Here is a 21,143-nt window from a genome sequence, read left to right on the forward strand (position 1 = left end):
AGGTCCCTTTTTGTCGCAGAAATCACGACTCGATCCCACTATGCCGCAAAACAGTGTACCTGCTTGAAGCTCACACAGGCTGCGGGTCAGGAATCTCAGGCGGCGATCCCGCTATGTCGCAGCAGTGCATCCACCTTGGGTTCACGGCCACGGAAGGCTCGGAACAGCTCCATCGGCTCTTTCGAACCTCCCTTCTCCAGAATATTCTTCAGGAAGGATTGGCCGGTCGCCGGGTTGAAGATCCCCTCCTCCTCGAAGCGGGAGAAGGCATCGGCAGAGAGTACCTCGGCCCACTTGTAGCTGTAGTAGCCCGCCGCATAGCCGCCCGCGAAGATGTGGGAGAAGCTGTGCTGGAAGCGATTGAACGCCGGTGGCGTCATCACTGCTACCTGACTACGCACCTCATCCAGCAGCGCCGGGAGCTGCGCCGGATTGGCCGGATCAAACTCCTGATGGAGACGGAAGTCGAACAGGGCGAACTCCAGCTGGCGCAGCATCTGCATGGCGGCCTGGAAGTTGCGGGCGGTCAGCATCTTCTCCAGCAGATCGGCAGGCAGCGGCTCGCCGGTCTCGTAGTGGCCGGAGATAAAGGCCAGCGCCTCGGACTCCCAGCACCAGTTCTCCAGGAACTGGCTCGGCAGCTCCACCGCATCCCAGGCCACGCCGTTGATACCGGCCACGCCGGCCACATCGATGCGGGTCAGCATGTGGTGGATGCCGTGGCCAAACTCATGGAACAGGGTGACCACTTCGTTGTGGGTGAACAGCGCCGGTTTGCCATCCACCGGGCCGTTAAAGTTGCAGGTCAGGTAGGCCACCGGCTTTTGCAGCGAGCCATCCTGACGGTAGCGACGACCCAGACAGACATCCATCCAGGCCCCGCCCTGTTTGTGCTCGCGGGCGTAGAGGTCGAGGTAGAAGCTGCCGCGCAGCTCGTCGTCGGCATCAAAGATATCGTAGAAGCGCACGTCCGGGTGCCAGGTGTCGATGCCGAGGCGCTCGCGCACCTTCATGCCGAACACCCGCTTCACCACTTCGAACAACCCCTTCACCACCTTGCTGGCAGGGAAGTAGGGGCGCAGCTGCTCATCGGAGATGGAGAACTTGTGCTGTTTGAGCTTCTCGGCGTAGTAGGCGAGATCCCAGGCTGCCAGCTCGCTCTGACCATGCTGCTCGGCGGCGAAGGCGCGGATCTCCTCCAGCTCGGCCTTGCCTTGTGGCAGGGATTTGGCCGCCAGATCGGTGAGGAAGCTCACCACCTGTTCGGTCTTGTCCGCCATCTTGGTGGCCAGGGAGAGCTCGGCATAGTTGCCGAACCCCAGCAACTGAGCCAGTTCACGGCGCAGGGTGAGCAGCTCGCTCATGATAGCGGAGTTGTCCCACTTGCCCGCATTGGGGCCCTGATCGGAGGCGCGGGTGGTGAAGGCTTCGTACATCTCAGCGCGCAGCTCGCGGTTGTCCGCGTACATCATCACCGGCAGGTAGGAAGGGATATCCAGAGTGAACAGCCACCCCTCTTTGCCTTTAAGTTCAGCCATCTGGCGGGCAGCGGCACGCACACTGTCGGGTAGACCGGCCAGCTCGGCTTCATCGGCCACCAGCTTTTGCCAGCCCTGGGTTGCGTCCAGCACGTTGTTGCTGAAACGGGAGGCCAGCTCGGAGAGGCGGGCCTGAATTTCGCCGTAGCGCTGCTGCGCCTCGGCAGGCAAACCGATGCCGGAGAGGCGGAAGTCACGCAGGGTATTCTGGATCTCCTTGCGCTGTGCACCACTCAGCAGCGGGAAATCATCGCTCTGGGAGAGGGCCAGATAGGCCTGATAGAGCCCTTCATGCTGACCGACATAGGTCTGGAATTCGGAGAGCAGCGGCAGGCAGGCATCATGGGCCTCGCGCAGCGCTTCGCTGTTGAGTACGGAGTTGAGGTGGCTGACCGGTGACCAGATCCGTGACAGGCGGTCATTTACCTCTTCCAGCGGGGCAATCAGGCTATCCCAGGTATGGGGATCACGCTGGGCCAGCACATCGCTGATCTTCTGCTTGCAGTCAGCAATCGCCTGAATCACGGCAGGCTGAACCTGCTCCGGCTTGATCTGGCTGAAAGGGGGCAGCGAATCCATTGTCAGCAAAGGGTTATTCATCCCGGTTACCTCTTGTTTGGTCTTGAACAGACCGCTTTAGCAGCTCTGTATGGCTTTCTAACATGTGGCCAAGCCACGCAATAATCAAGCGGGAATCCGCCGCAACCCTGTACTTTTCCAGCCATTGCGACCCGGATCTCTGCCGTTGCTGCAGTTTTGCTATCAACAGCCAGTAACAGAATGAATCTGTGGGCCTTTTTTGGCTCTTACCGCTACTTTCAAGGGGCAAAAAGCCGCCATTTACCGGCGCCACAGCTGCCAGCCAAGTACCATCATGCTCAATCATGGAAACGGACAAAATGTGGTAGCTGTAACAAATTATCAATATTTTTCAGTCAATTAGAATCAAAACCAAGTATTGATTAATTTATTTTCAAGCATCTATCATAGGCAACCTGCCATGCAGGTCACTTGATTCTCTGTGCTGCACAGAAATCGGGTGAAAAAGGCAAAGTGACCCGAAAGGGCGCGACGCAAAGCCACCGGTCTAAGGGAAAACACCTATGACAGCGGGGCTGCCCCCGGGGACGTCCGGTCACAACCGACGCCCTATTTGCACCGTACGGAGAGACAATGAACAAACTCAAATTATCCCTGCTTGGCTGCCTGCTCGGCATGGGCGCCCCCATGGCATATGCCGCCAGTGCCGGTCAGGCGATGGTTAACCCCCAGTCCGGCGTAGTGGTCGGCTATTGGCACAACTGGTGTGACGGCTCGGGCTACAAGGGCGGTATCGCCCCCTGCGTCAAGCTCGATCAGGTCAACCCGCAATACAACGTGGTCGATGTCTCCTTCATGAAGGTGTATGGCAGCGATCCCATCCCCACCTTCAAACTCGACCCGGCCATCGGCATGAGCGAAAGCCAGTTTATCGAGCAGATCGCCGAGCTGAACCGTCAGGGCCGTGCCGTGCTGCTGGCGCTGGGCGGTGCCGATGCGCACATCGAGCTGCGCAAAGGTCAGGAGCAGGCCTTTGCCGACGAGATCATCCGTCTGGTGGAGACCTATGGCTTCGACGGGCTGGATATCGATCTGGAACAGGCCGCCATCACCGCCGCCGACAACCAGACCGTGATCCCGGCGGCCCTGCGTCTGGTCAAGGATCACTACCGCGCCCAGGGGAAAAACTTCCTCATCACCATGGCGCCAGAGTTCCCCTATCTGACCCAGACTGGCGCCTACATCCCCTATATCCGCAATCTGGAAGGCTACTACGACTGGATCAATCCCCAGTTCTACAACCAGGGTGGTGACGGTATCTACATCGATGGGATCGGCTGGATTGCCCAGAACAACGATGCCCTGAAAGAAGAGTTCATCTACTACATGGCGGATTCGCTGAGCAACGGAACCCGCGGCTTCTACAAGATCCCCCATGACAAGCTGGTGTTCGGCATTCCGACCAACATCGACGCCGCCGCCACCGGCTATGTGCAGGATCCGCAGAAGCTCTACAACGCCTTCAACCGCCTGAAGAGCGAGGGGCAACCGCTGCGTGGCGTGATGACCTGGTCCATCAACTGGGACATGGGCCGCAACGCCGCCGGTCAGTCCTACAACGAATCCTTCATCAAGAGCTACGGCCCCTTCATCCACGATCAGGAGATCACGCCGCCGGTCGACAACGGCAAGCCGGTGTTCAGCGGCCTGAGCGATACCCGCATCAAGCAGGGTACCGCCTTTGATCCGCTGGCCGGTGTCAGCGCCAACGACAAGGAAGATGGCGACCTGACTGGCCAGATCCAGGTAGAAGGCTCGGTAGACAGCCAGCGCATCGGCCTCTACCCCCTCACCTACAAGGTGAGCGATCGCGACAACAACGTCACCGAGCAGGTACGTACCATCGAGGTCTACAGCATGAAGCCGGTGTTCAGCGGTGTCACCGACACCACGCTGGAGCTGGGTACCGCTTTCGATCCGATGACCGGCGTCAGCGCCCATGATGAAGAAGATGGCGACCTGACCGCCCAAATCAAGGTCAGCGGCAACGTCGACAGCAGCAAGGTCGGCCGCTACACCCTCACCTATCAGGTGAGCGACAGCGCCGGTCAGCAGGTAACCCAGCAGCGCAACGTGACCGTCAGGGAGCAGGGCGCCGTCTGTGAAAACAGCTGGGATGCCAAGAAGGTCTATGTGGGCGGCGACATCGTCAGCCACAACGGCAAGAACTGGCTGGCAGGCTGGTGGACCCAGAACGAAGAGCCGGGCACCACGGGTGACTGGGGCGTCTGGCGCGTACAGGGCGACAGCGACTGCGGCGGCACAACGCCACCCGCCGAAGGCAGCAGCGACTTCACCGTCAGCGCCATGGCGAGCGAGTACACCATAGTCAACGGTCAGGTCAGCATCCGTTTCAACGTGACCACCGCCAACCCGGTGCAGATCTCTGCCACGCTGGAACAGAACGGCCGCAGCTATGGCAACACCACCAGTCTGGTTAACGGCACCAGCTCGCTGGTTTTGCAGGGCAGCAATGTCACCGATGGCAGCTACGACGTGGTCATCACCGGTCTGGCTGACGGCCAGCAGCCGGTGGTGCAACGCTTCCCGGTCACCCTGACCGAAGAGAGCGACAACGGCGGCAGCGATGGCGACTACCCGGCCTATGCCCCCAACACCGGCTATCAGGCTGGTGATCGTGTCAGCAACGCCGGTGGTAACTACGAGTGCAAACCCTGGCCCTACAGTGGCTGGTGTGGCGGCGCGACCAGCCACTATGCGCCGGGTACCGGCAGCGCCTGGAGCGATGCCTGGATCAAACTCTGACCTTGCCCCAACCACTAACGGAGGCCGACAGGCCCCCGCCCATATCCTGCCCGTCGGCCACGCTGCCGATGGGCAGGATGCACTGACCCGGACGGGTTAGCCCCTCTCTTTTACATGCTTGCCAAGCACCCAAAAACGTCCAACAACAACCAAGATAAGGAAATCACCATGCCAAGAACCACCAAGCTTGCCACCCTGCTCGGACTGCTGCTGTCGGCCCATGTCGTGGCCGATGAGCGCGAACAAGCCTATTTCAAACAAACCTATCAGGAGCACTACGAGCAGATGACGGCGCGTCTCGCCGCGCTGCATCAGAGTGCGGCTGACGAGCAGAACGTGACCATCAAGGATGGCAAGCGCCACCTTGCCATCAACGGCCTGCTCTACCCGCTGACAGCGGATAACCACATCCTGTTCGATCTGCCCAAACCCCACTTTTTCGACGAAACAGCCATTCGTAACGTCTTTGATTTCTTCGATGAGGAGTGGGAGCTGACCTGGTACGACGGTGGGGTCGTAGCGGTCAACAAACGCTTTGGCAACTATGACTACGGCAACGGCTGTCTGCTGGAGTACTTCCCCCACGGCCAGATCCAGAATGGCGAACGCACCCGGGTGGTGATGGAGACCAGCTCCTGCAGCGTCAACTCGTTTGCCACCTCGCTGCAATATCTGGACAAAGGCGAGGAGCTGACGGCCGACCAGCTGGGGCTGGACGCCAGCCTGATCACGGCGGTCGAGCGCTATCAGGATCGGCTCTATGTCAGCCAGAACGGCAATCCGGGCCATGTGGCCATTATCGATATCCCGAGCCGCCAGCAGATTGGCGAGATCCGCGGCACCGAAACCGGCAGTGCCACGGCCTACAATCAGGTCAGCGAACTGTTTGTCCGCAACAACCTGCTCTACGTGGTCTCGCGCTACTCGCACCGGGTCGATATCTTCGATCTGGCCGACGAGCATCGCCATGTCACCACCCTGGGAACCGGTCGGGATTCCGGCAGCAACAGCCTGCACCGCGCCCAGGCCGTCTTTGCCAATCAGGATTACGTGCTGGTGGCCGATGCGCTGAGCGAGATCAAGGTCTACCGCCAGCAGGATGTGACGCCGGAGAACAGCCTCAAGACCCCCATCGCCGGTCGGCTCGCCTTTGAAGGAAAATACAGCCACCGTCTGGTGCAACTCCATCAGGTGGGTGACTATCTCCTGGCCCACACCGCCGGCAAAAACTACTACATCTATGACCTGCGCAAACTGGCTGATGCCATCGCCAGCAACATCCCGCTGGCGCCTGAGCAGGTGATCGCCGACAGCAATCTGCAAAAAATCGACATGGATGGCGATCGGCTGGTGGTGAACTTCAAGGACCGCATCGAGTGGCATGATGCCGATACCCTGATCGCCAACGACTTTCAGTTCAAGAACCCGACCTTTACTGTCCGGGAGATCAACCAGCAGCCCGTGGCGGCGCTGAAAGATCTTCAGCTGGCGGGCTCGGCGCTTGTCACCGCCAACGAGCGCGGCCTGGGTTTCAACCAGCTGCTGAGCAAGGAGATCAGCTTCACGGCCGACGAGCAGTTGCCGGCTCGCCCGCTGATCTTCGATCAGCTGATGCCGGCCGCAGTCAGCTACATACTGCGCAATGACGAACCCTACGAGGTACTGATCGATCGCGCCCAGCGTTCGGTCAACATCAATTCGCTAGTCAAGACCGAGCTGCTTGATAACGACACGGTGCGCATCACCAACTATGCCGCCAGAGAGCTGCATGACATCAATATCGAGTCACGCCTGAACGGTATCAACAAGTGGCTGATCCTGGGCCAGCTCGATCGCCTGCCCGCCTATGCCCAAATCACCCTGCCATTGAGCGCCTTTGGCGAGCAGGGACGCTTCAACAGCGCCAGCCGCGACGGAGTGTTTGATCTCAACAACCTGCTCGACAACAGCATCAATCTGCCCGCCCAGTTCGAGCACAGGTTCAGCTCCAACTCGGATCCGTTTGCCCAGAAGCTGGCACGCCTCAAGCCAAGCTGGAACGTGCGTTTCGCCACCAATACCAGCGGTTCCTGGCGCCCCATCAATGCCCTCTACGCCCGCGAGTGGCTGATCATCGCCACCAACCTGGCCTACATGGTCTCGACCGAGGAGTTCAAACACGTCTGGTACAACTTCAAGGCGGTGAACGGCTACGAGATGTTCGGCAATGGCGGCAACAGCTATGTGCCGAACGGGATCTTTACGGCCGCCGATTATGACTACTACTACCACAGCCTGATGAAGCGCCCCTACCTCAACCTGGGGATCACCGCCATGGGGGGCGGGCTCGGGAGTGGTGGCATCACCGGGGTCGATACCTTTAACTTTGTCAGTCACTACTACGGCAGCTGGGGCATCATTGCCCACGAATTTGGCCACGGCTTCGATGGGAAGTCCTACAGCCATGAGAGCGCGTTTGCCCGTGGCAGCCACGGCTGGCATCCCCTGATGACGGGCATGGCCAACTACCATATCCGCAAGGGCGACCTGCCCTATCTGGACGATGATCTCAACGGCTTCCACAAGCCGGAAAACGACATCTATCGCTACAACTCGGTCAGCCAGGGGGCTCGCAAGCACCGCGCTGACAGCCACATGTACTATACCGACCACTACTTCATGCAATTCTCCACCATGCCGCAAGGCTGGGTAGCCAACGGCAGCGACTTCAGTGCCGGGCAGCTGGCGGCCCTGACCAATCAGGAGCGACTGCTGATGGGCTGGATCCCCAAGGAGTCGGAGAAAGGCAATCTCTGCCGGTTCACCTTCCAGGATGGCGAGCAGTACTACGGCTACGTCGAACAACAGGCTGAGGGTCTGCTCTGTGATGCCGGCTCCCTGATCCGTTATCGTCAGCCTGATGGCCAGTTTGTGCCGCTGGTCTCGGCCATCAACCAGTTTGACTGGCTGTCACTCCACCACAAGGGCAAGCTGGCTCAGCCGGTGCTGCACCAGAATGGTCGCCAGCTCTGCTACAAGAATGTGGCGGGCTTTTACGGTATCGGCTTCGTCAATGACAACAACCAGTGCACCCAGCTGCCCAACGTCTATCAGACCAATGGCAAACACTGGCTGACCAGCTCTGGCTGGACCGGTCTGACCTACCTGAGCGGGGACTTCATCCTGCCCACGACCGGTAGCAACAGTGACTTCACCGTCACCGACCTGGCGTCTGAATATTCCATCGTTAACGGCGCGCTCGACTTCAGCCTGACGCTGACCACCGCCAACCCGGTGACCGTCACCGCGACCCTGTTGCAGGATGGCAATCCGGTCGCCACCGGCAGCGCTCTGATCGATGGTCAGGGTTCCCTGCAGCTGACGCAGTCGGGCCTAGCGGCCGGCAGTTACGAGCTGCTGCTGGCGGGCATGGCTGAGGGGAGCAAGCAGGGCTTCGAGCGCCGCTTCACCCTGGCATTGGTGGAACAGGCTCCGGGTGGTGACAGTAACGATGGTAACGGCAGCTACCCGGCCTATGTTGCGGGCACCGCTTATCAGAGTGGCGAACGGGTCAGCAATGCCGGTGGCGACTACGAGTGCAAACCCTGGCCCTATAGTGGCTGGTGTGGCGGCTCGACAAGCCACTATGAACCGGGTACCGGCAGCCACTGGAGCGATGCCTGGACCAAGCTGTAATCATCCGCTCGTGACCAAAAGAGAGCCATAACAACAGAGGGGGAGCCATCGGCTCCCCCTCTTTCAACCCGGCTTAACGGGCATCTTCCTTCAGCCACTGCGCTACGCGCTTGGCGAAGTAGGTGAGGATGCCATCAGCCCCGGCCCGCTTGAAGCAGAGTAGAGACTCCATGATGGTCTCCTTCTCTTTCAGCCAGCCGTTCTGGATCGCCGCCATGTGCATGGCGTACTCGCCGCTGACCTGATAGGCGAAAGTCGGCACGCCGAACTGATCCTTCACCTGACGAACCACGTCCAGATAGGGCATGCCCGGCTTGACCATCACGCTGTCAGCCCCTTCCTGAATATCCAGCGCCACTTCGTGCAGGGCTTCGTTACTGTTGGCCGGATCCATCTGATAGGTGGCCTTGTTGCTCTTGCCGAGGTTGCCGGCAGAGCCAACCGCATCACGGAATGGGCCGTAGTAGCAGGAAGCGTACTTGGCGGAGTAGGCCATGATGTGGGTGTTGATGAAGCCGTTCTCTTCCAGCGCGGCGCGGATGGCACCGATGCGGCCATCCATCATGTCGGACGGCGCGACTATATCGACCCCGGCTTCGGCGTGGGAGAGCGCCTGCTTGATCAGGATCTCGGTGGTGATGTCGTTCAGCACATAGCCTTCGTCATCGATGATGCCGTCCTGCCCGTGGGTGGTGAACGGGTCGAGCGCCACGTCGGTGATGACCCCGAGCTCCGGGAAGCGGGCCTTGAGGGCACGCACGGTGCGCTGGGCCAGCCCGTTCGGGTTGTAGGCCTCTTCCGCCATCAGGCTCTTACTCTCCAGCGGAGTCACCGGGAACAGGGCAATAGCTGGTACGCCCAGCTCCACCAGCTCGGCTGCTTCCTCCAGCAACAGATCGATGGAGAGACGCTCCACCCCCGGCATGGAGGGAACGGCTTCACGGCGATTCTCCCCCTCCAGCACAAACACCGGATAGATGAGATCGTTGACGGTCAGTACGTTCTCGCGCACCAGACGACGGCTGAAATCATGTTTGCGCAGACGGCGCAGGCGGCGACCCGGAAAGGCGCCCGGAAGAGTTGTAGCCATGAATCACTCCTGGAGAGGAAGTTGGAAGAACGCGGCGGAGGTGGCCCGGGTATGGGCCAGCAAGGCCTCGGGCGCTTCACCACGACAGGCCGCCACCACTTGGGCGATGTGCGGCAAAAAAGCGGGTTCGTTGCGTTTCGGGCGCGGTTTCAGATCTCGCGGCACCAGATAGGGGGCATCGGTCTCGATCATCAGCCGACCGGCCGGAATGCGAGCTACCTGTTCGCGCAGCAGCTGACCACGGCGTTCGTCGCAGAGCCAGCCAGTCACCCCTATATGCAGCCCCAGCGCCAGACACTCGTCCAGCTCCTCATCGGAGCCGGTGAAGCAGTGCAGCACGGCTCCCGGTAGTTTCGGCAACCAGGGACGGAGGATCTCGATAAAACGGGCGTGGGCATCGCGACAGTGAAGGAACACCGGCATCCCAAGCTCGGCGGCCAGTGCCAGCTGGGCGTCGAATACCGCATCCTGCACCGGACGGGGGGAGAAGTCGCGGTTGTAGTCGAGACCGCACTCGCCGATAGCCACCACCTGCGGCAAGGCTGCCAGCTCGCGCAAGGCGGGCAGGGTCGCCTCATCGACACTCTTGGCATCGTGAGGGTGTACCCCGGCAGTGGAGAAGCAGTAGCCCGGCCAACGGGCGGCCAACCCGGCGCTCTCGCGGCTGCCAGCCAGATCGGTACCGGTGAGGATCAGCGCTTCCACTCCGGCGGCGCGGGCACGGGCCACCAGCTCAGCCTGCTCGCCGGCGAACTGGCTGCTGGTCAGGTTTAAACCGATATCGATCATGGAATGAGACGTTCCGAACAAAAGGAATACATATCAGGTATTTGAAAACCATCTACCGAATGGGGTCTTACCATACGCCTCGAACGGGAGCATGAAAAGAGGAAGGGAGCCTAAGCTCCCCTCGTTCTGCTATTCCTGCGGACTTCGTCATCCTCTCGCCGTCCGGCAAACAGGTGACGAACAGAGCCTCAGCTCTCCACATCCGGTTGTTCCTGTTGCTCTTCATCCTCTTTCTTCACGTAGAAGCGGGCGAAGAACAGACCTATCTCCCACAGCGCCCACATCGGAATGGCGAGCAGGGTCTGGGAGAATACATCAGGAGGCGTCAGCAGCATGCCGACCACAAACACCCCGACGATGACGTAGGGACGCTTCTCCTTCAGGTTCTTGGGGGTGGTCACACCGGTCCAGCACAGCAGTATGGTGGCCACCGGAATTTCGAACGCCACCCCGAATGCGAAGAACAGGGTCAGTACGAAGTCCAGATAGCTGGCGATGTCGGTCGCCACCGTCACCCCGGCGGGTGCGGTACTGGTGAAGAAACCGAACACCAGAGGGAACACCACGTAGTAGGCGAACGCCATCCCCGCATAGAACAGCAGGGCACTGGAGACCACCAACGGCATGATCAGGCGCCGCTCATGCTGGTACAGACCGGGGGCGATAAAGGCCCAGGCCTGATAGAGCAGATAGGGGATCGCCACGAAGAAGGAGACCACCAGGGTCAGCTTGATCGGCGTCAGGAAGGGGGTCGCCACATCCGTCGCTATCATGCTGGTCCCTTCCGGCAACTGGCTGAGCAGCGGCTGGGCCACGAAGTCGTAGATGTTGTTGGAGAAGTAGATCAGCGCCAGAAACACCACGAGGATGGCGGTAATGGAGCGCAGCAAACGGGTTCTCAGCTCAACCAGATGGCTGATCAGGGGTTGTTCGGCCTGACTCATGGCTTCACCTCCCCTTTTACTGCGGAGTCGCTGACCGACACAGGCTCACTCTCCCGCTGGCTATTGACCGGTGGCACGTCGTGGCTCAGTTGCACCGCAGGCTCCACCGGCGTGGCAGGCTCAGCCTGGGCGACTGGCTCGGGGCGCGGCGGACGGATCTCGTTCTCCACCTGATAGGGGCGATTGACCGACTGGGCCGCCGCTTTGAGCTGTTCGATGGACTCCTGCAGCTCGGGGCTCAGGTTGCTCATCTGCAACTGTTCGGCCTTCTTGAGGTCGTTATGCAGCTCTTGCAACTTGAGCTCCTGCTCCAGCTCGGACTTGACCGAGTTCGCGGTCGAACGAATGAGGCGGATCCAGTGGGTAGCCGTGCGGATGGCAACCGGCAGCCGCTCGGGCCCCAGTACCACCAGTGCTACCACACCGATAACGACCAGCTCCCAAAAACCGATATCGAACATGGCTTAGGCCTGGTCTTTGTCTTTCTGTTTGGCGGTCTCACTGCTCTGAGTGGCCGCTTCGTTCAGCTGTTTCGGGGGAAACTCGGCATCTTTCTGCTCGGCCTTGGCATCAGCCGGCTCGTCGGAGAGGGCTTTCTTGAACCCTTTGACCGCCGCGCCAAGATCACCGCCAATGCCGCGCAGTTTCTTGGTACCGAACAGCAGCACGACGATGACTGCAATGATCAACAATTGCCAAATACTGATACCACCCATGATTTTCTCTCCAGAACAGGCGCCTGACGGCGCGGTTGTTAATTAATGGGAACGGGTTCGCAACCAGCCGACCAGCCAGCAGAGGGCTGCACCGGCGAGACTGGCTTGTCCCCACTCAATGTGTTGTTTTTGGGTCAGCAAGAATACACCCGCCAATAGCAGGCTGGCTCCAACCCCTAAGAGGTAGCGGGCCTGCCCCTGCCGACGGCTGTGACGGCGGAACTCGGCAAACATCTGGTCGAAATGACGCTGCTGATGACGGGTCTGACGCAGGGTCTCATAGACCAGCTCCGGTAGCTCCGGCAGCTTCTCGGCCCAGAATGGCGCCTTCTCCTTGATGGCGTTCAATACCGACTTGGGCCCGACCTGTTCGTGCATCCAGTTTTCGAGGAACGGCTTGGCGGTCTGCCACAAATCGAGCTGCGGGTAGAGCTGACGCCCCAACCCTTCCACATAGAGCAGGGTCTTTTGCAGCAGCACCAGCTGCGGCTGCACCGTCATATGAAAGCGGCGCGCAGTGTTGAACAGGTTGAGCAGCACGTGACCGAACGAAATTTCAGAGAGCGGCTTCTCGAAGATAGGCTCCAGCACGGTGCGAATGGCGAACTCGAACTCGTCCACCTTGGTGTCTGCCGGCACCCAGCCCGACTCCACGTGCAGCTCCGCCACCCGACGATAGTCGCGGTTGAAGAAGGCGAGGAAGTTCTCAGCCAGATAGCGTTTGTCTTCCCGATTGAGGGTACCGACGATGCCGCAGTCGATACCGATCCAGAGCGGGTTTTCCGGATGTTCGTAAGAGACGAAGATGTTGCCCGGGTGCATATCGGCGTGGAAGAAGCTGTCGCGGAACACCTGGGTGAAGAAGACCTCTACCCCGCGCTCGGCCAGCAGCTTCATGTTGGTGCCGTTGGCTTCCAGCGCCGGGATATCGGAGACCGGAATACCGTAGATGCGCTCCATCACCAGCACCTGCTCGCGGCAGAGGTCGGTGATGATTTCAGGCACATAGAGCGCCTCGGAGCCGGTGAAATTGCGGCGTAGCTGGATGGCGTTGGCCGCTTCGCGCATCAAATTCAGCTCGTCGAGGATGGTCTTGCGATACTCCTCCACCACCTCGATGGGGCGCAGTCGCGCACTCTGGGGCACGAAGCGGGCCACCAGACGGGCCAGCGCCTGCATCAACCGCAGGTCAGCCTCGATAACCGGCTCGATGTCGGGACGGATCACCTTGATGACGATCTCGCGGCCACTCTCCTTCAGGCGGGCGGTATGCACCTGCGCGATGGAGGCCGACGCCAGCGGCGTCTCGTCGAAGTCGTCAAACAGGGTTTCGATGGGACAACCCAAGCTCAGCTCGATCTGCTGGCGCGCCGCCTGACCACAGAAGGGGGGCACCCTGTCCTGCAGCAGGGCCAGCTCTTCGGCGATATCCGGCGGCAGCAGGTCGCGGCGGGTCGAAAGCATCTGGCCAAACTTGATGAAGATGGGGCCAAGGGCCTCGAAGGCGAGGCGAATGCGGGCACCGCGGCTGAGATCCGGTTGCGTGTTCTTGAGCCAGAACAGGGAGCGACGGGCCAGACGACCCGGCCAGGGTTGATAGCGGGCGGGCACCAGTTCGTCGATGCCCTGCTCCAGCAGGATGGTGATGATGCGATAGAGGCGTTTGAACTCCTTCGGGGTCATCAGGTCACCTGCTGTTCGAAGCGGGCCAGCCGCAGTTCGACGGCCTTGAGCTGCAGGGCCAGCACCTCGACGTCATCGTTGAAACTCGCCACTTCCAGCGGGCCGGGGGCGAGGCGGGCCTCTTCGGTCAGATATTCCGCCAGCTGGCTGCGGGTGCGGCACAGTTCGCGGCCGACCAAACGGCGCGCCTGACGGGCACCGCTGAACAGGGTGTGGGCCAGCACGTCGCCGGTATAGCGCGACAGCTCCTCTTCCCAGTCGATATCCAGCTCACCCAGCAGCACGCTGAATGCCTGTACCAGCTGGGGATCACCGCTCAGATCCAGTTTCTCCTCGCGGATATAACGGGTCAGGGCGGACGGGTCTTTCAGCAGACCAAGGGCGGTCAGCGACAGGCTGAGCACCGCATCGGCCTCCCCTTCATGCTGGGCCAGCACATCCAGCCGACGCTCGGAGAAGACGAACCAGAGCGGCTTGAGTTCACGCAGCTCCAGCTTGAGCACCTTGCCCATCAGTTTGCGCAGCCGCTCCGGGCTCTGTTTGTCCAGCGCCAGCAACTGGTTGAGGCTGGTTTCGATCACCGCGGTGACCATGGCATCCATCGGCATAGGCAACCTTAAAACTTGTAACCGCGGTGCAGGGCGACCACACCCTGAGTCAGATTGAAGTACTCCACCTGCTCGAAACCGACATTTTCCATCATGCCAGCCAGGGTCTGCTGATCCGGGTGCATGCGGATGGACTCTGCCAGATATTTGTAGCTTTCACTGTCGTTCGCGACAATTTCGCCCATTTTCGGCAGCAGTTTGAAGGAGTAGAGATCATAGAGCTTGGCGATCACTTCACTGACCGGCTTGGAGAACTCCAGCACCAGCAGACGGCCACCCGGCTTGAGCACCCGGAACATGGAGGCGAGCGCCTTGTCCTTGTCGGTGACGTTGCGCAGACCGAAGCCGATGGTAATCACGTCGAAGTGGTTATCCGGGAAGGGGAGCGCCTCGGCATTGGCCTGCACGTAGGAGACGTTGTTGGCGACCCCCAGATTGCGCAGCTTGTCGCGGCCCACTTTCAGCATGGAGTCGTTGATATCCGCCAGCACCACCTGACCGGTCTCGCCGACGATGCGGGAGAACTTGGCGGTCAAGTCACCGGTACCACCGGCCAGATCCAGCACCTTCTGGCCCTTGCGCACACCGGAACAGTCGATGGTGAAGCGCTTCCACAGGCGGTGGATGCCGAACGACATCAGATCGTTCATCAGATCATACTTGGCTGCCACCGAATGGAAGACACCTGCTACCAGAGTTTCCTTCTCGGTCGCGGCCACGGTTTTAAAGCCAAAATGCGTTGTCGTTGCTTGTTCTGACATCCCTTAAACACCCATAGAGCAAAGAATGGCCGCCAGTTTACCAGAGCCACTGGCGTCCGGACACCTTAAACCCGGCTCGCAACCAACTGCATGCCCAGCACCACCATGGCCAGACAGAGGAAGAGATTGAGACCGATATTGAGCAGCGCTTTCAGATAGGCCCCATGTTGAGCCAGCACTACCGTATCGAGGGCAAAGGAAGAAAACGTGGTCAGGGCACCGAGGATCCCCACCATCAGCAGCGGCTTCATCGGGTGTTCTACCACATGACCATGACTGATGAGGGCGAATGCCACCCCCATGATGAAAGAGCCCACCACGTTGACCACCAGAGTCCCGTAAGGAAAGTGGCGCCCCAGCAGCAAGGCCATCAGTTCGGCAATCCCAAAACGAAGGCAGGCGCCGATGGCGCCCCCTGCAGCAACATAGAACCAGGTTTGCATGGTGTCACTCCCTCAGGGTCAGACCGCCATTATGTCGCAATGGCGGCCCTTGTGCCCAGAGGCGGAACTAATCGTCATCCAGCCTGATTGAAATCTCAGCGGCGAAAATCGATGGGCTCTGGCTCACCCAGCACGATCTCGGTCTGGGCCGGGCGGGTCTGGGCAATCACCTTACCGTGGCGGATCGAGTAACGCACCGGCACTTGACGGCGCACCGCATCGAAGCCGTTGTCGGCAGGCAGGATCAACAGGTTGGCCGGTTTGCCCACCTCGATACCATAGCGATCCTGCACATTCAGGGTGCGGGCGCTGTGGCTGCTGATCAGCTTCAGACCGTCGTTGATCTGCTCGTAACCCATGATCTGGCAGACATGCAGCCCCATGTGCAGCACCTGCAACATGTTGGCAGTGCCCATGGGATACCAGGGATCGAACACGTCATCGTGACCGAAGCAGACGTTGATGTTCGCCTCCAGCATCTCCTTCACCCGGGTAATGCCGCGGCGTTTGGGATAGGTATCGAACCGCCCCTGCAGGTGAATGTTCACCAGCGGATTGGCCACAAAGTTGATATCCGCCATCTTGAGCAGACGGAACAGGCGGGAAGCATAAGCGCCGTTGTAGGAGTGCATGGCGGTGGTGTGACTGGCGGTGACCCGATGCCCGATACCGCGCTCGTAGGCCAGAGTTGCCAGCGTCTCGATGAAACGGGACTGCTCGTCATCGATTTCGTCACAGTGCACATCGACTAGAACCTGATACTTCTCGGCAAGATCGAAGATGTAGTGCAGACTTTCGACCCCATATTCCCGGGTGAACTCGAAATGGGGAATAGCACCGATCACATCGGCCCCCAGCTTGAGCGCCTCCTCCAGCAATGCCTTGCCATTGGGGTAGGAGAGGATCCCCTCCTGCGGGAAGGCGACGATCTGCAGTTCCACCCACTCCTTCATCTCTTCCCGCACTTCCAGCATCGCCTTGAGCGCGACCAGATTGGGATCGGAGACATCGACGTGAGTACGCACAAACTGGATGCCGTTGGCGATCTGCCACTTCAGCGTCTGGATGGCACGCTGTTTAACATCCTCATGGGTCAGCAGTGCCTTGCGTTCGGCCCAGCGCTCGATCCCCTCGAACAGGGTGCCGGAGAGATTCCAGCTCGGCTCCCCAGCCGTCTGGGTGGTATCGAGGTGAATATGGGGTTCGATAAAGGGAGCGATCGCCAGACCGCCCTCCCCGTCCAGCACCCGACCGGCGACGGCATGCTCGTCATGGGGTTCGATGGCGGTGATGACCCCATCCTGACAGCGGATCTGCCACAACCCTTCCCGATCGGCCAAACGAATATGTTGAATCAGCATTTGCTAGCTTCCTGTACCAGAACCGGCCGCTGGGTGAGGCGAACCAGAATGAAATAGGTGAAGGCGGCGCCCAATACCGCGTTGAGTGGCACTATGCCCGGCAGCCACTTGCCGACAGCCACCCCGACTGCCGTTGCTACCAGTGCCTGCCAGCGCACCGTCTCGAACTGCTGATCGGCAAACTGACGGTAACGCTCACGATTGAGCAGGAAATCTATGATGATAATGCCACCAATCGGGGGAATTGCCGTACTCAAAAAGGCCAGCCAGCCGACAAAGTTGTTGTAGAGCCAGAGGGCACAGGCGGTACCGATCAGACCGTTGATCACGCTGAGCGGCTTGCTCTTGAGACCGGTAATGTTGGCAAAACCGAGGCCGGAGGCATAGAGGGCGTTGTCGTTGGTGGTCCAGATGTTGAGGCCCAGCACCAGAATGGCGGGGATCAGCAGCCCCTGCATCAGCATCACCTCCGAGATATCGGCCTGACCGGTTACCGCCGCGCCGGCTGCGCCGAAGACGAACATCAGAGTATTGCCCAAAAAAAACGCCACCATGGTAATCATGACGGCGCCCCAGGGTTTGCGACCAAATCGAACAAAGTCGGCGGTCAGGGTTCCTGCACTGATAAAGGAACCGACCACCATGGTCAATGCCGTGGTGAACTCGATAGGATTGCTTGGTTGCACCTGCTGCAACGCAGCCATGCCACCGGTCGAGGTCACCGCCAACCAGACCGAGTAGCCACCCAGCAGGGCGATAGCCGGTACGGCCACAAAGCTCAACACCATCAGGGCGGAGATTCCGAAGTAGACGGTTACCGTCATCAGAATGCCCGAAATGGCGATGAGCCAGTTCACATCGATGCCGGTCGCTTTCTGCACCGGCAGCGCAAACATGGCGACACCGACGCCAAACCAGCCGACCTGAGTACCGCCCAGCAGCAAGGATGGCAACCAGGAACCTTTCACCCCAAAGGAGTAACGAGCAAGCAGATGGGTAGAGAGACCGGTTGAAGCACCGATATAGCCGAGACAAGCGGTGTAGATACCCAGCAACAAGTTGCCGATAAGTACCGCCTTGATGAAGTCATCGAACACCAGCCCGGTACCCAGCGCACCACCGGTCCACATGCTGGCAGAGAAGAAGGTCAGGCCGAGCATCACCAGCATCAGCGACAGCACACCTTTACGCCCTTTGGCGGGTACCGCCCCCAAACAGTATTCGTTATCCTGCGCCATGCTCTCTCTCCACGTAATAGGCAAAACGCGCCGGATTTTACATGTAAAACGTTTTACGTCAATCAATCATGGTTAAATCTCTGGATAAAACCATCAATAGCAGTCAAATGAGTAACACATTAGGACTCAAACCAGCAGATAAATAGTGTCGGCTGCAAGCAGAGGGGGATTGCGGGAATAGGGAATGTAGGGGGATATAAGAAAACTGACAGATGCAAAAAAGCCTCCCTTTTCAGGGAGGCTTTCTATTTAATGGTGCTGATACCCAGAATCGAACTGGGGACCTCATCCTTACCAAGGATGCGCTCTACCGACTGAGCCATATCAGCACACTAACCGGTAAAGACCACGCTGGGCGTAATCTTGAAATTGGGTGCCTGGCAGTGTCCTACTCTCGCATGGCGAATGCCACACTACCATCGGCGCTACCGCGTTTCACTTCTGAGTTCGGCATGGGATCAGGTGGTTCCACGGCGCTATGGCCGCCAGGCAAATTCTTCAATCTGAGAAAGCTGATGTAAGTAGTTTCGTATTCGTTACAAGGCCCAGAACACTTCTTGGGTGTTGTATGGTTAAGCCTCACGGGTAATTAGTATGGGTTAGCTCAACACGTCGCCGCGCTTACACACCCCACCTATCAACGTTGTGGTCTCCAACGGCCCTTTAGGACCCTCAAGGGGTCAGGGATGACTCATCTCAGGGCTCGCTTCCCGCTTAGATGCTTTCAGCGGTTATCGATTCCGAACTTAGCTACCGGGCAGTGCCACTGGCGTGACAACCCGAACACCAGAGGTTCGTTCACTCCGGTCCTCTCGTACTAGGAGCAACTCCCTTCAATCATCCAACGCCCACGGCAGATAGGGACCGAACTGTCTCACGACGTTCTGAACCCAGCTCGCGTACCACTTTAAATGGCGAACAGCCATACCCTTGGGACCGACTTCAGCCCCAGGATGTGATGAGCCGACATCGAGGTGCCAAACACCGCCGTCGATATGAACTCTTGGGCGGTATCAGCCTGTTATCCCCGGAGTACCTTTTATCCGTTGAGCGATGGCCCTTCCATTCAGAACCACCGGATCACTATGACCTACTTTCGTACCTGCTCGACCTGTCCGTCTCGCAGTTAAGCTGGCTTATGCCATTGCACTAACCTCCTGATGTCCGACCAGGATTAGCCAACCTTCGTGCTCCTCCGTTACTCTTTGGGAGGAGACCGCCCCAGTCAAACTACCCACCAGGCACTGTCCGCGAGCCCGATTCAGGGCCCTGCGTTAGAACATCAAACATACAAGGGTGGTATTTCAAGGACGGCTCCAGCGCAACTGGCGTCACGCCTTCAAAGCCTCCCACCTATCCTACACATGTAGGTTCAATGTTCAGTGCCAAGCTGTAGTAAAGGTTCACGGGGTCTTTCCGTCTAGCCGCGGGTACACCGCATCTTCACGGCGAATTCGATTTCACTGAGTCTCGGGTGGAGACAGCATGGCCATGGTTACACCATTCGTGCAGGTCGGAACTTACCCGACAAGGAATTTCGCTACCTTAGGACCGTTATAGTTACGGCCGCCGTTTACCGGGGCTTCGATCAAGAGCTTCGCTTGCGCTAACCCCATCAATTAACCTTCCGGCACCGGGCAGGTGTCACACCCTATACGTCCACTTTCGTGTTTGCAGAGTGCTGTGTTTTTGATAAACAGTCCCAGCCATCTGGTCACTGCGACTCCCAACTGCTCCATCCGCAAGGGACTTCACTGTCAGGAGCGAACCTTCTCCCGAAGTTACGGTTCTATTTTGCCTAGTTCCTTCACCCGAGTTCTCTCAAGCGCCTTGGTATTCTCTACCCGACCACCTGTGTCGGTTTGGGGTACGATGACTTGTAATCTGAAGCTTAGAGGCTTTTCCTGGAAGCAGGGCATCAATGGCTTCCACACCGTAGTGTGTTCGTCTCGTGTCTCAGTGTTGTGTCTCCGGATTTGCCTAGAAACACCACCTACGCACTTTCACCAGGACAACCGTCGCCTGGCCCACCTAGCCTTCTCCGTCCCCCCATCGCAATTACAAGTCGTGCAGGAATATTAACCTGCTTCCCATCGACTACGCCTTTCGGCCTCGCCTTAGGGGTCGACTCACCCTGCCCCGATTAACGTTGGACAGGAACCCTTGGTCTTCCGGCGAGGAGGCTTTTCACCCCCTTTATCGTTACTTACGTCAGCATTCGCACTTCTGATATCTCCAGCATGCCTCTCGACACACCTTCGCAGACTTACAGAACGCTCCCCTACCACTCACACATAAGTGTGAATCCGCGGCTTCGGTGCCTGGTTTGAGCCCCGTTACATCTTCCGCGCAGGCCGACTCGACTAGTGAGCTATTACGCTTTCTTTAAATGATGGCTGCTTCTAAGCCAACATCCTAGCTGTCTGAGCCTTCCCACATCGTTTCCCACTTAACCAGAACTTTGGGACCTTAGCCGGCGGTCTGGGTTGTTTCCCTCTTCACGACGGACGTTAGCACCCGCCGTGTGTCTCCCGGATATTACTTACTGGTATTCGGAGTTTGCATGGGGTTGGTAAGTCGGGATGACCCCCTAGCCCAAACAGTGCTCTACCCCCAGTAGTATTCGTCCGAGGCGCTACCTAAATAGCTTTCGGGGAGAACCAGCTATCTCCGAGTTTGATTGGCCTTTCACCCCCAGCCACAGGTCATCCCCTAACTTTGCAACGTTAGTGGGTTCGGTCCTCCAGTTGATGTTACTCAACCTTCAACCTGCCCATGGCTAGATCACCCGGTTTCGGGTCTACACCTTGCAACTAGACGCCCAGTTAAGACTCGGTTTCCCTACGGCTCCCCTATACGGTTAACCTCGCTACAAAATGTAAGTCGCTGACCCATTATACAAAAGGTACGCAGTCACCCCGAAGGGCTCCC

The 21,143-nt window shown here is 59.0% G+C and carries 14 protein-coding genes, 1 tRNA gene, 2 rRNA genes and 1 riboswitch (1 of these 18 only partly in view); of the genes, 2 read left to right on the top strand and 15 right to left on the bottom strand.

All coding sequences use genetic code 11. The annotated features are described in order from the left end of the window. Positions 1-95: 95 nt before the first annotated feature. Positions 96-2,138: an oligopeptidase A gene (prlC, locus tag ACTG2W_RS12875; protein ID WP_106844559.1), complete on the bottom strand. Its 2,043-nt coding sequence runs from the start codon at positions 2,136-2,138 to the stop codon at positions 96-98. 437 nt (positions 2,139-2,575) lie between these two features. Further along, a riboswitch (cyclic di-GMP riboswitch) is annotated at positions 2,576-2,661 on the top strand. A 50-nt stretch (positions 2,662-2,711) separates the two neighbouring features. Between prlC and ACTG2W_RS12880 the strand changes: the two genes are divergently transcribed. Further along, the gene (locus ACTG2W_RS12880) at positions 2,712-4,904 is read left to right on the top strand and encodes an immunoglobulin-like domain-containing protein (RefSeq protein ID WP_106844560.1); all 2,193 of its coding nucleotides are present in this window, start codon (positions 2,712-2,714) and stop codon (positions 4,902-4,904) included. Positions 4,905-5,072: 168 nt separating this feature from the next. Beyond that, positions 5,073-8,579, top strand: a complete 3,507-nt coding sequence (locus ACTG2W_RS12885; RefSeq protein WP_106844561.1) for a hypothetical protein — start codon at positions 5,073-5,075, stop codon at positions 8,577-8,579. Positions 8,580-8,652: 73 nt separating this feature from the next. Here the strand turns inward: ACTG2W_RS12885 and hemB are convergent, their stop codons facing one another. The 14 genes from hemB to ACTG2W_RS12955 form a co-directional block, all read right to left on the bottom strand. After that, positions 8,653-9,669 carry a porphobilinogen synthase gene (hemB, locus tag ACTG2W_RS12890; RefSeq protein WP_106844562.1) on the bottom strand — a complete coding sequence of 339 codons (1,017 nt, stop codon included), beginning with the start codon at positions 9,667-9,669 and terminating at the stop codon, positions 8,653-8,655. A gap of 3 nt (positions 9,670-9,672) precedes the next feature. After that, positions 9,673-10,458, bottom strand: a complete 786-nt coding sequence (locus ACTG2W_RS12895) for a TatD family hydrolase (protein ID WP_071914751.1) — start codon at positions 10,456-10,458, stop codon at positions 9,673-9,675. A 188-nt stretch (positions 10,459-10,646) separates the two neighbouring features. Then, positions 10,647-11,402, bottom strand: a complete 756-nt coding sequence (gene tatC, locus ACTG2W_RS12900; protein ID WP_106844563.1) for a twin-arginine translocase subunit TatC — start codon at positions 11,400-11,402, stop codon at positions 10,647-10,649. Continuing rightward, positions 11,399-11,863, bottom strand: a complete 465-nt coding sequence (gene tatB / locus ACTG2W_RS12905; protein WP_106844564.1) for a Sec-independent protein translocase protein TatB — start codon at positions 11,861-11,863, stop codon at positions 11,399-11,401. Before tatB ends, tatC begins: the two co-directional genes overlap by 4 nt. A 3-nt stretch (positions 11,864-11,866) precedes the next feature. Continuing rightward, positions 11,867-12,118, bottom strand: a complete 252-nt coding sequence (gene tatA, locus ACTG2W_RS12910; RefSeq protein ID WP_005339385.1) for a Sec-independent protein translocase subunit TatA — start codon at positions 12,116-12,118, stop codon at positions 11,867-11,869. Between the two features lie 42 nt (positions 12,119-12,160). Beyond that, positions 12,161-13,801 carry a ubiquinone biosynthesis regulatory protein kinase UbiB gene (gene ubiB, locus ACTG2W_RS12915; RefSeq protein ID WP_106844565.1) on the bottom strand — a complete coding sequence of 547 codons (1,641 nt, stop codon included), beginning with the start codon at positions 13,799-13,801 and terminating at the stop codon, positions 12,161-12,163. After that, positions 13,801-14,409, bottom strand: coding sequence for a ubiquinone biosynthesis accessory factor UbiJ (locus ACTG2W_RS12920; protein WP_106844566.1), 609 nt, complete (start codon positions 14,407-14,409; stop codon positions 13,801-13,803). Before ACTG2W_RS12920 ends, ubiB begins: the two co-directional genes overlap by 1 nt. A gap of 8 nt (positions 14,410-14,417) precedes the next feature. Beyond that, on the bottom strand, positions 14,418-15,170 hold the full coding sequence (ubiE, locus tag ACTG2W_RS12925; RefSeq protein WP_005342396.1) for a bifunctional demethylmenaquinone methyltransferase/2-methoxy-6-polyprenyl-1,4-benzoquinol methylase UbiE: 753 nt from the start codon (positions 15,168-15,170) through the stop codon (positions 14,418-14,420). Between the two features lie 65 nt (positions 15,171-15,235). After that, a complete protein-coding gene (gene crcB / locus ACTG2W_RS12930) occupies positions 15,236-15,613 on the bottom strand; it encodes a fluoride efflux transporter CrcB (protein ID WP_005339378.1) in 378 nt (125 codons plus the stop codon). A gap of 95 nt (positions 15,614-15,708) precedes the next feature. Further along, positions 15,709-16,974: a cytosine deaminase gene (locus ACTG2W_RS12935; RefSeq protein ID WP_106844567.1), complete on the bottom strand. Its 1,266-nt coding sequence runs from the start codon at positions 16,972-16,974 to the stop codon at positions 15,709-15,711. After that, on the bottom strand, positions 16,968-18,212 hold the full coding sequence (gene codB / locus ACTG2W_RS12940) for a cytosine permease (protein ID WP_106844568.1): 1,245 nt from the start codon (positions 18,210-18,212) through the stop codon (positions 16,968-16,970). Before codB ends, ACTG2W_RS12935 begins: the two co-directional genes overlap by 7 nt. Before the next feature lie 253 nt (positions 18,213-18,465). Further along, positions 18,466-18,541: transfer RNA gene (locus ACTG2W_RS12945), tRNA-Thr, on the bottom strand. A 46-nt stretch (positions 18,542-18,587) separates the two neighbouring features. After that, a 5S ribosomal RNA gene (gene rrf, locus ACTG2W_RS12950) occupies positions 18,588-18,702 on the bottom strand. A gap of 78 nt (positions 18,703-18,780) precedes the next feature. Continuing rightward, positions 18,781-21,143: ribosomal RNA gene (locus ACTG2W_RS12955) — 23S ribosomal RNA — on the bottom strand (it continues 527 nt past the right edge of the window).

Source organism: Aeromonas sp. 96A (genome assembly GCF_051919165.1).
GTDB lineage: Bacteria > Pseudomonadota > Gammaproteobacteria > Enterobacterales > Aeromonadaceae > Aeromonas > Aeromonas veronii.

What these genes read in the sequence shown, in the direction of transcription:
- tatB (WP_106844564.1), bottom strand. Translation starts at nt 11,863, where the DNA reads ATGTTCGATATCGGTTTTTGGGAGCTGGTCGTTATCGGTGTGGTAGCA.
- tatC (WP_106844563.1), bottom strand. Translation starts at nt 11,402, where the DNA reads ATGAGTCAGGCCGAACAACCCCTGATCAGCCATCTGGTTGAGCTGAGA.
- crcB (WP_005339378.1), bottom strand. Translation starts at nt 15,613, where the DNA reads ATGCAAACCTGGTTCTATGTTGCTGCAGGGGGCGCCATCGGCGCCTGC.
- ACTG2W_RS12885 (WP_106844561.1), top strand. Translation starts at nt 5,073, where the DNA reads ATGCCAAGAACCACCAAGCTTGCCACCCTGCTCGGACTGCTGCTGTCG.
- ubiB (WP_106844565.1), bottom strand. Translation starts at nt 13,801, where the DNA reads ATGACCCCGAAGGAGTTCAAACGCCTCTATCGCATCATCACCATCCTG.
- ACTG2W_RS12935 (WP_106844567.1), bottom strand. Translation starts at nt 16,974, where the DNA reads ATGCTGATTCAACATATTCGTTTGGCCGATCGGGAAGGGTTGTGGCAG.
- tatA (WP_005339385.1), bottom strand. Translation starts at nt 12,118, where the DNA reads ATGGGTGGTATCAGTATTTGGCAATTGTTGATCATTGCAGTCATCGTC.
- ACTG2W_RS12895 (WP_071914751.1), bottom strand. Translation starts at nt 10,458, where the DNA reads ATGATCGATATCGGTTTAAACCTGACCAGCAGCCAGTTCGCCGGCGAG.
- hemB (WP_106844562.1), bottom strand. Translation starts at nt 9,669, where the DNA reads ATGGCTACAACTCTTCCGGGCGCCTTTCCGGGTCGCCGCCTGCGCCGT.
- codB (WP_106844568.1), bottom strand. Translation starts at nt 18,212, where the DNA reads ATGGCGCAGGATAACGAATACTGTTTGGGGGCGGTACCCGCCAAAGGG.
- ubiE (WP_005342396.1), bottom strand. Translation starts at nt 15,170, where the DNA reads ATGTCAGAACAAGCAACGACAACGCATTTTGGCTTTAAAACCGTGGCC.
- prlC (WP_106844559.1), bottom strand. Translation starts at nt 2,138, where the DNA reads ATGAATAACCCTTTGCTGACAATGGATTCGCTGCCCCCTTTCAGCCAG.
- ACTG2W_RS12920 (WP_106844566.1), bottom strand. Translation starts at nt 14,409, where the DNA reads ATGCCGATGGATGCCATGGTCACCGCGGTGATCGAAACCAGCCTCAAC.
- ACTG2W_RS12880 (WP_106844560.1), top strand. Translation starts at nt 2,712, where the DNA reads ATGAACAAACTCAAATTATCCCTGCTTGGCTGCCTGCTCGGCATGGGC.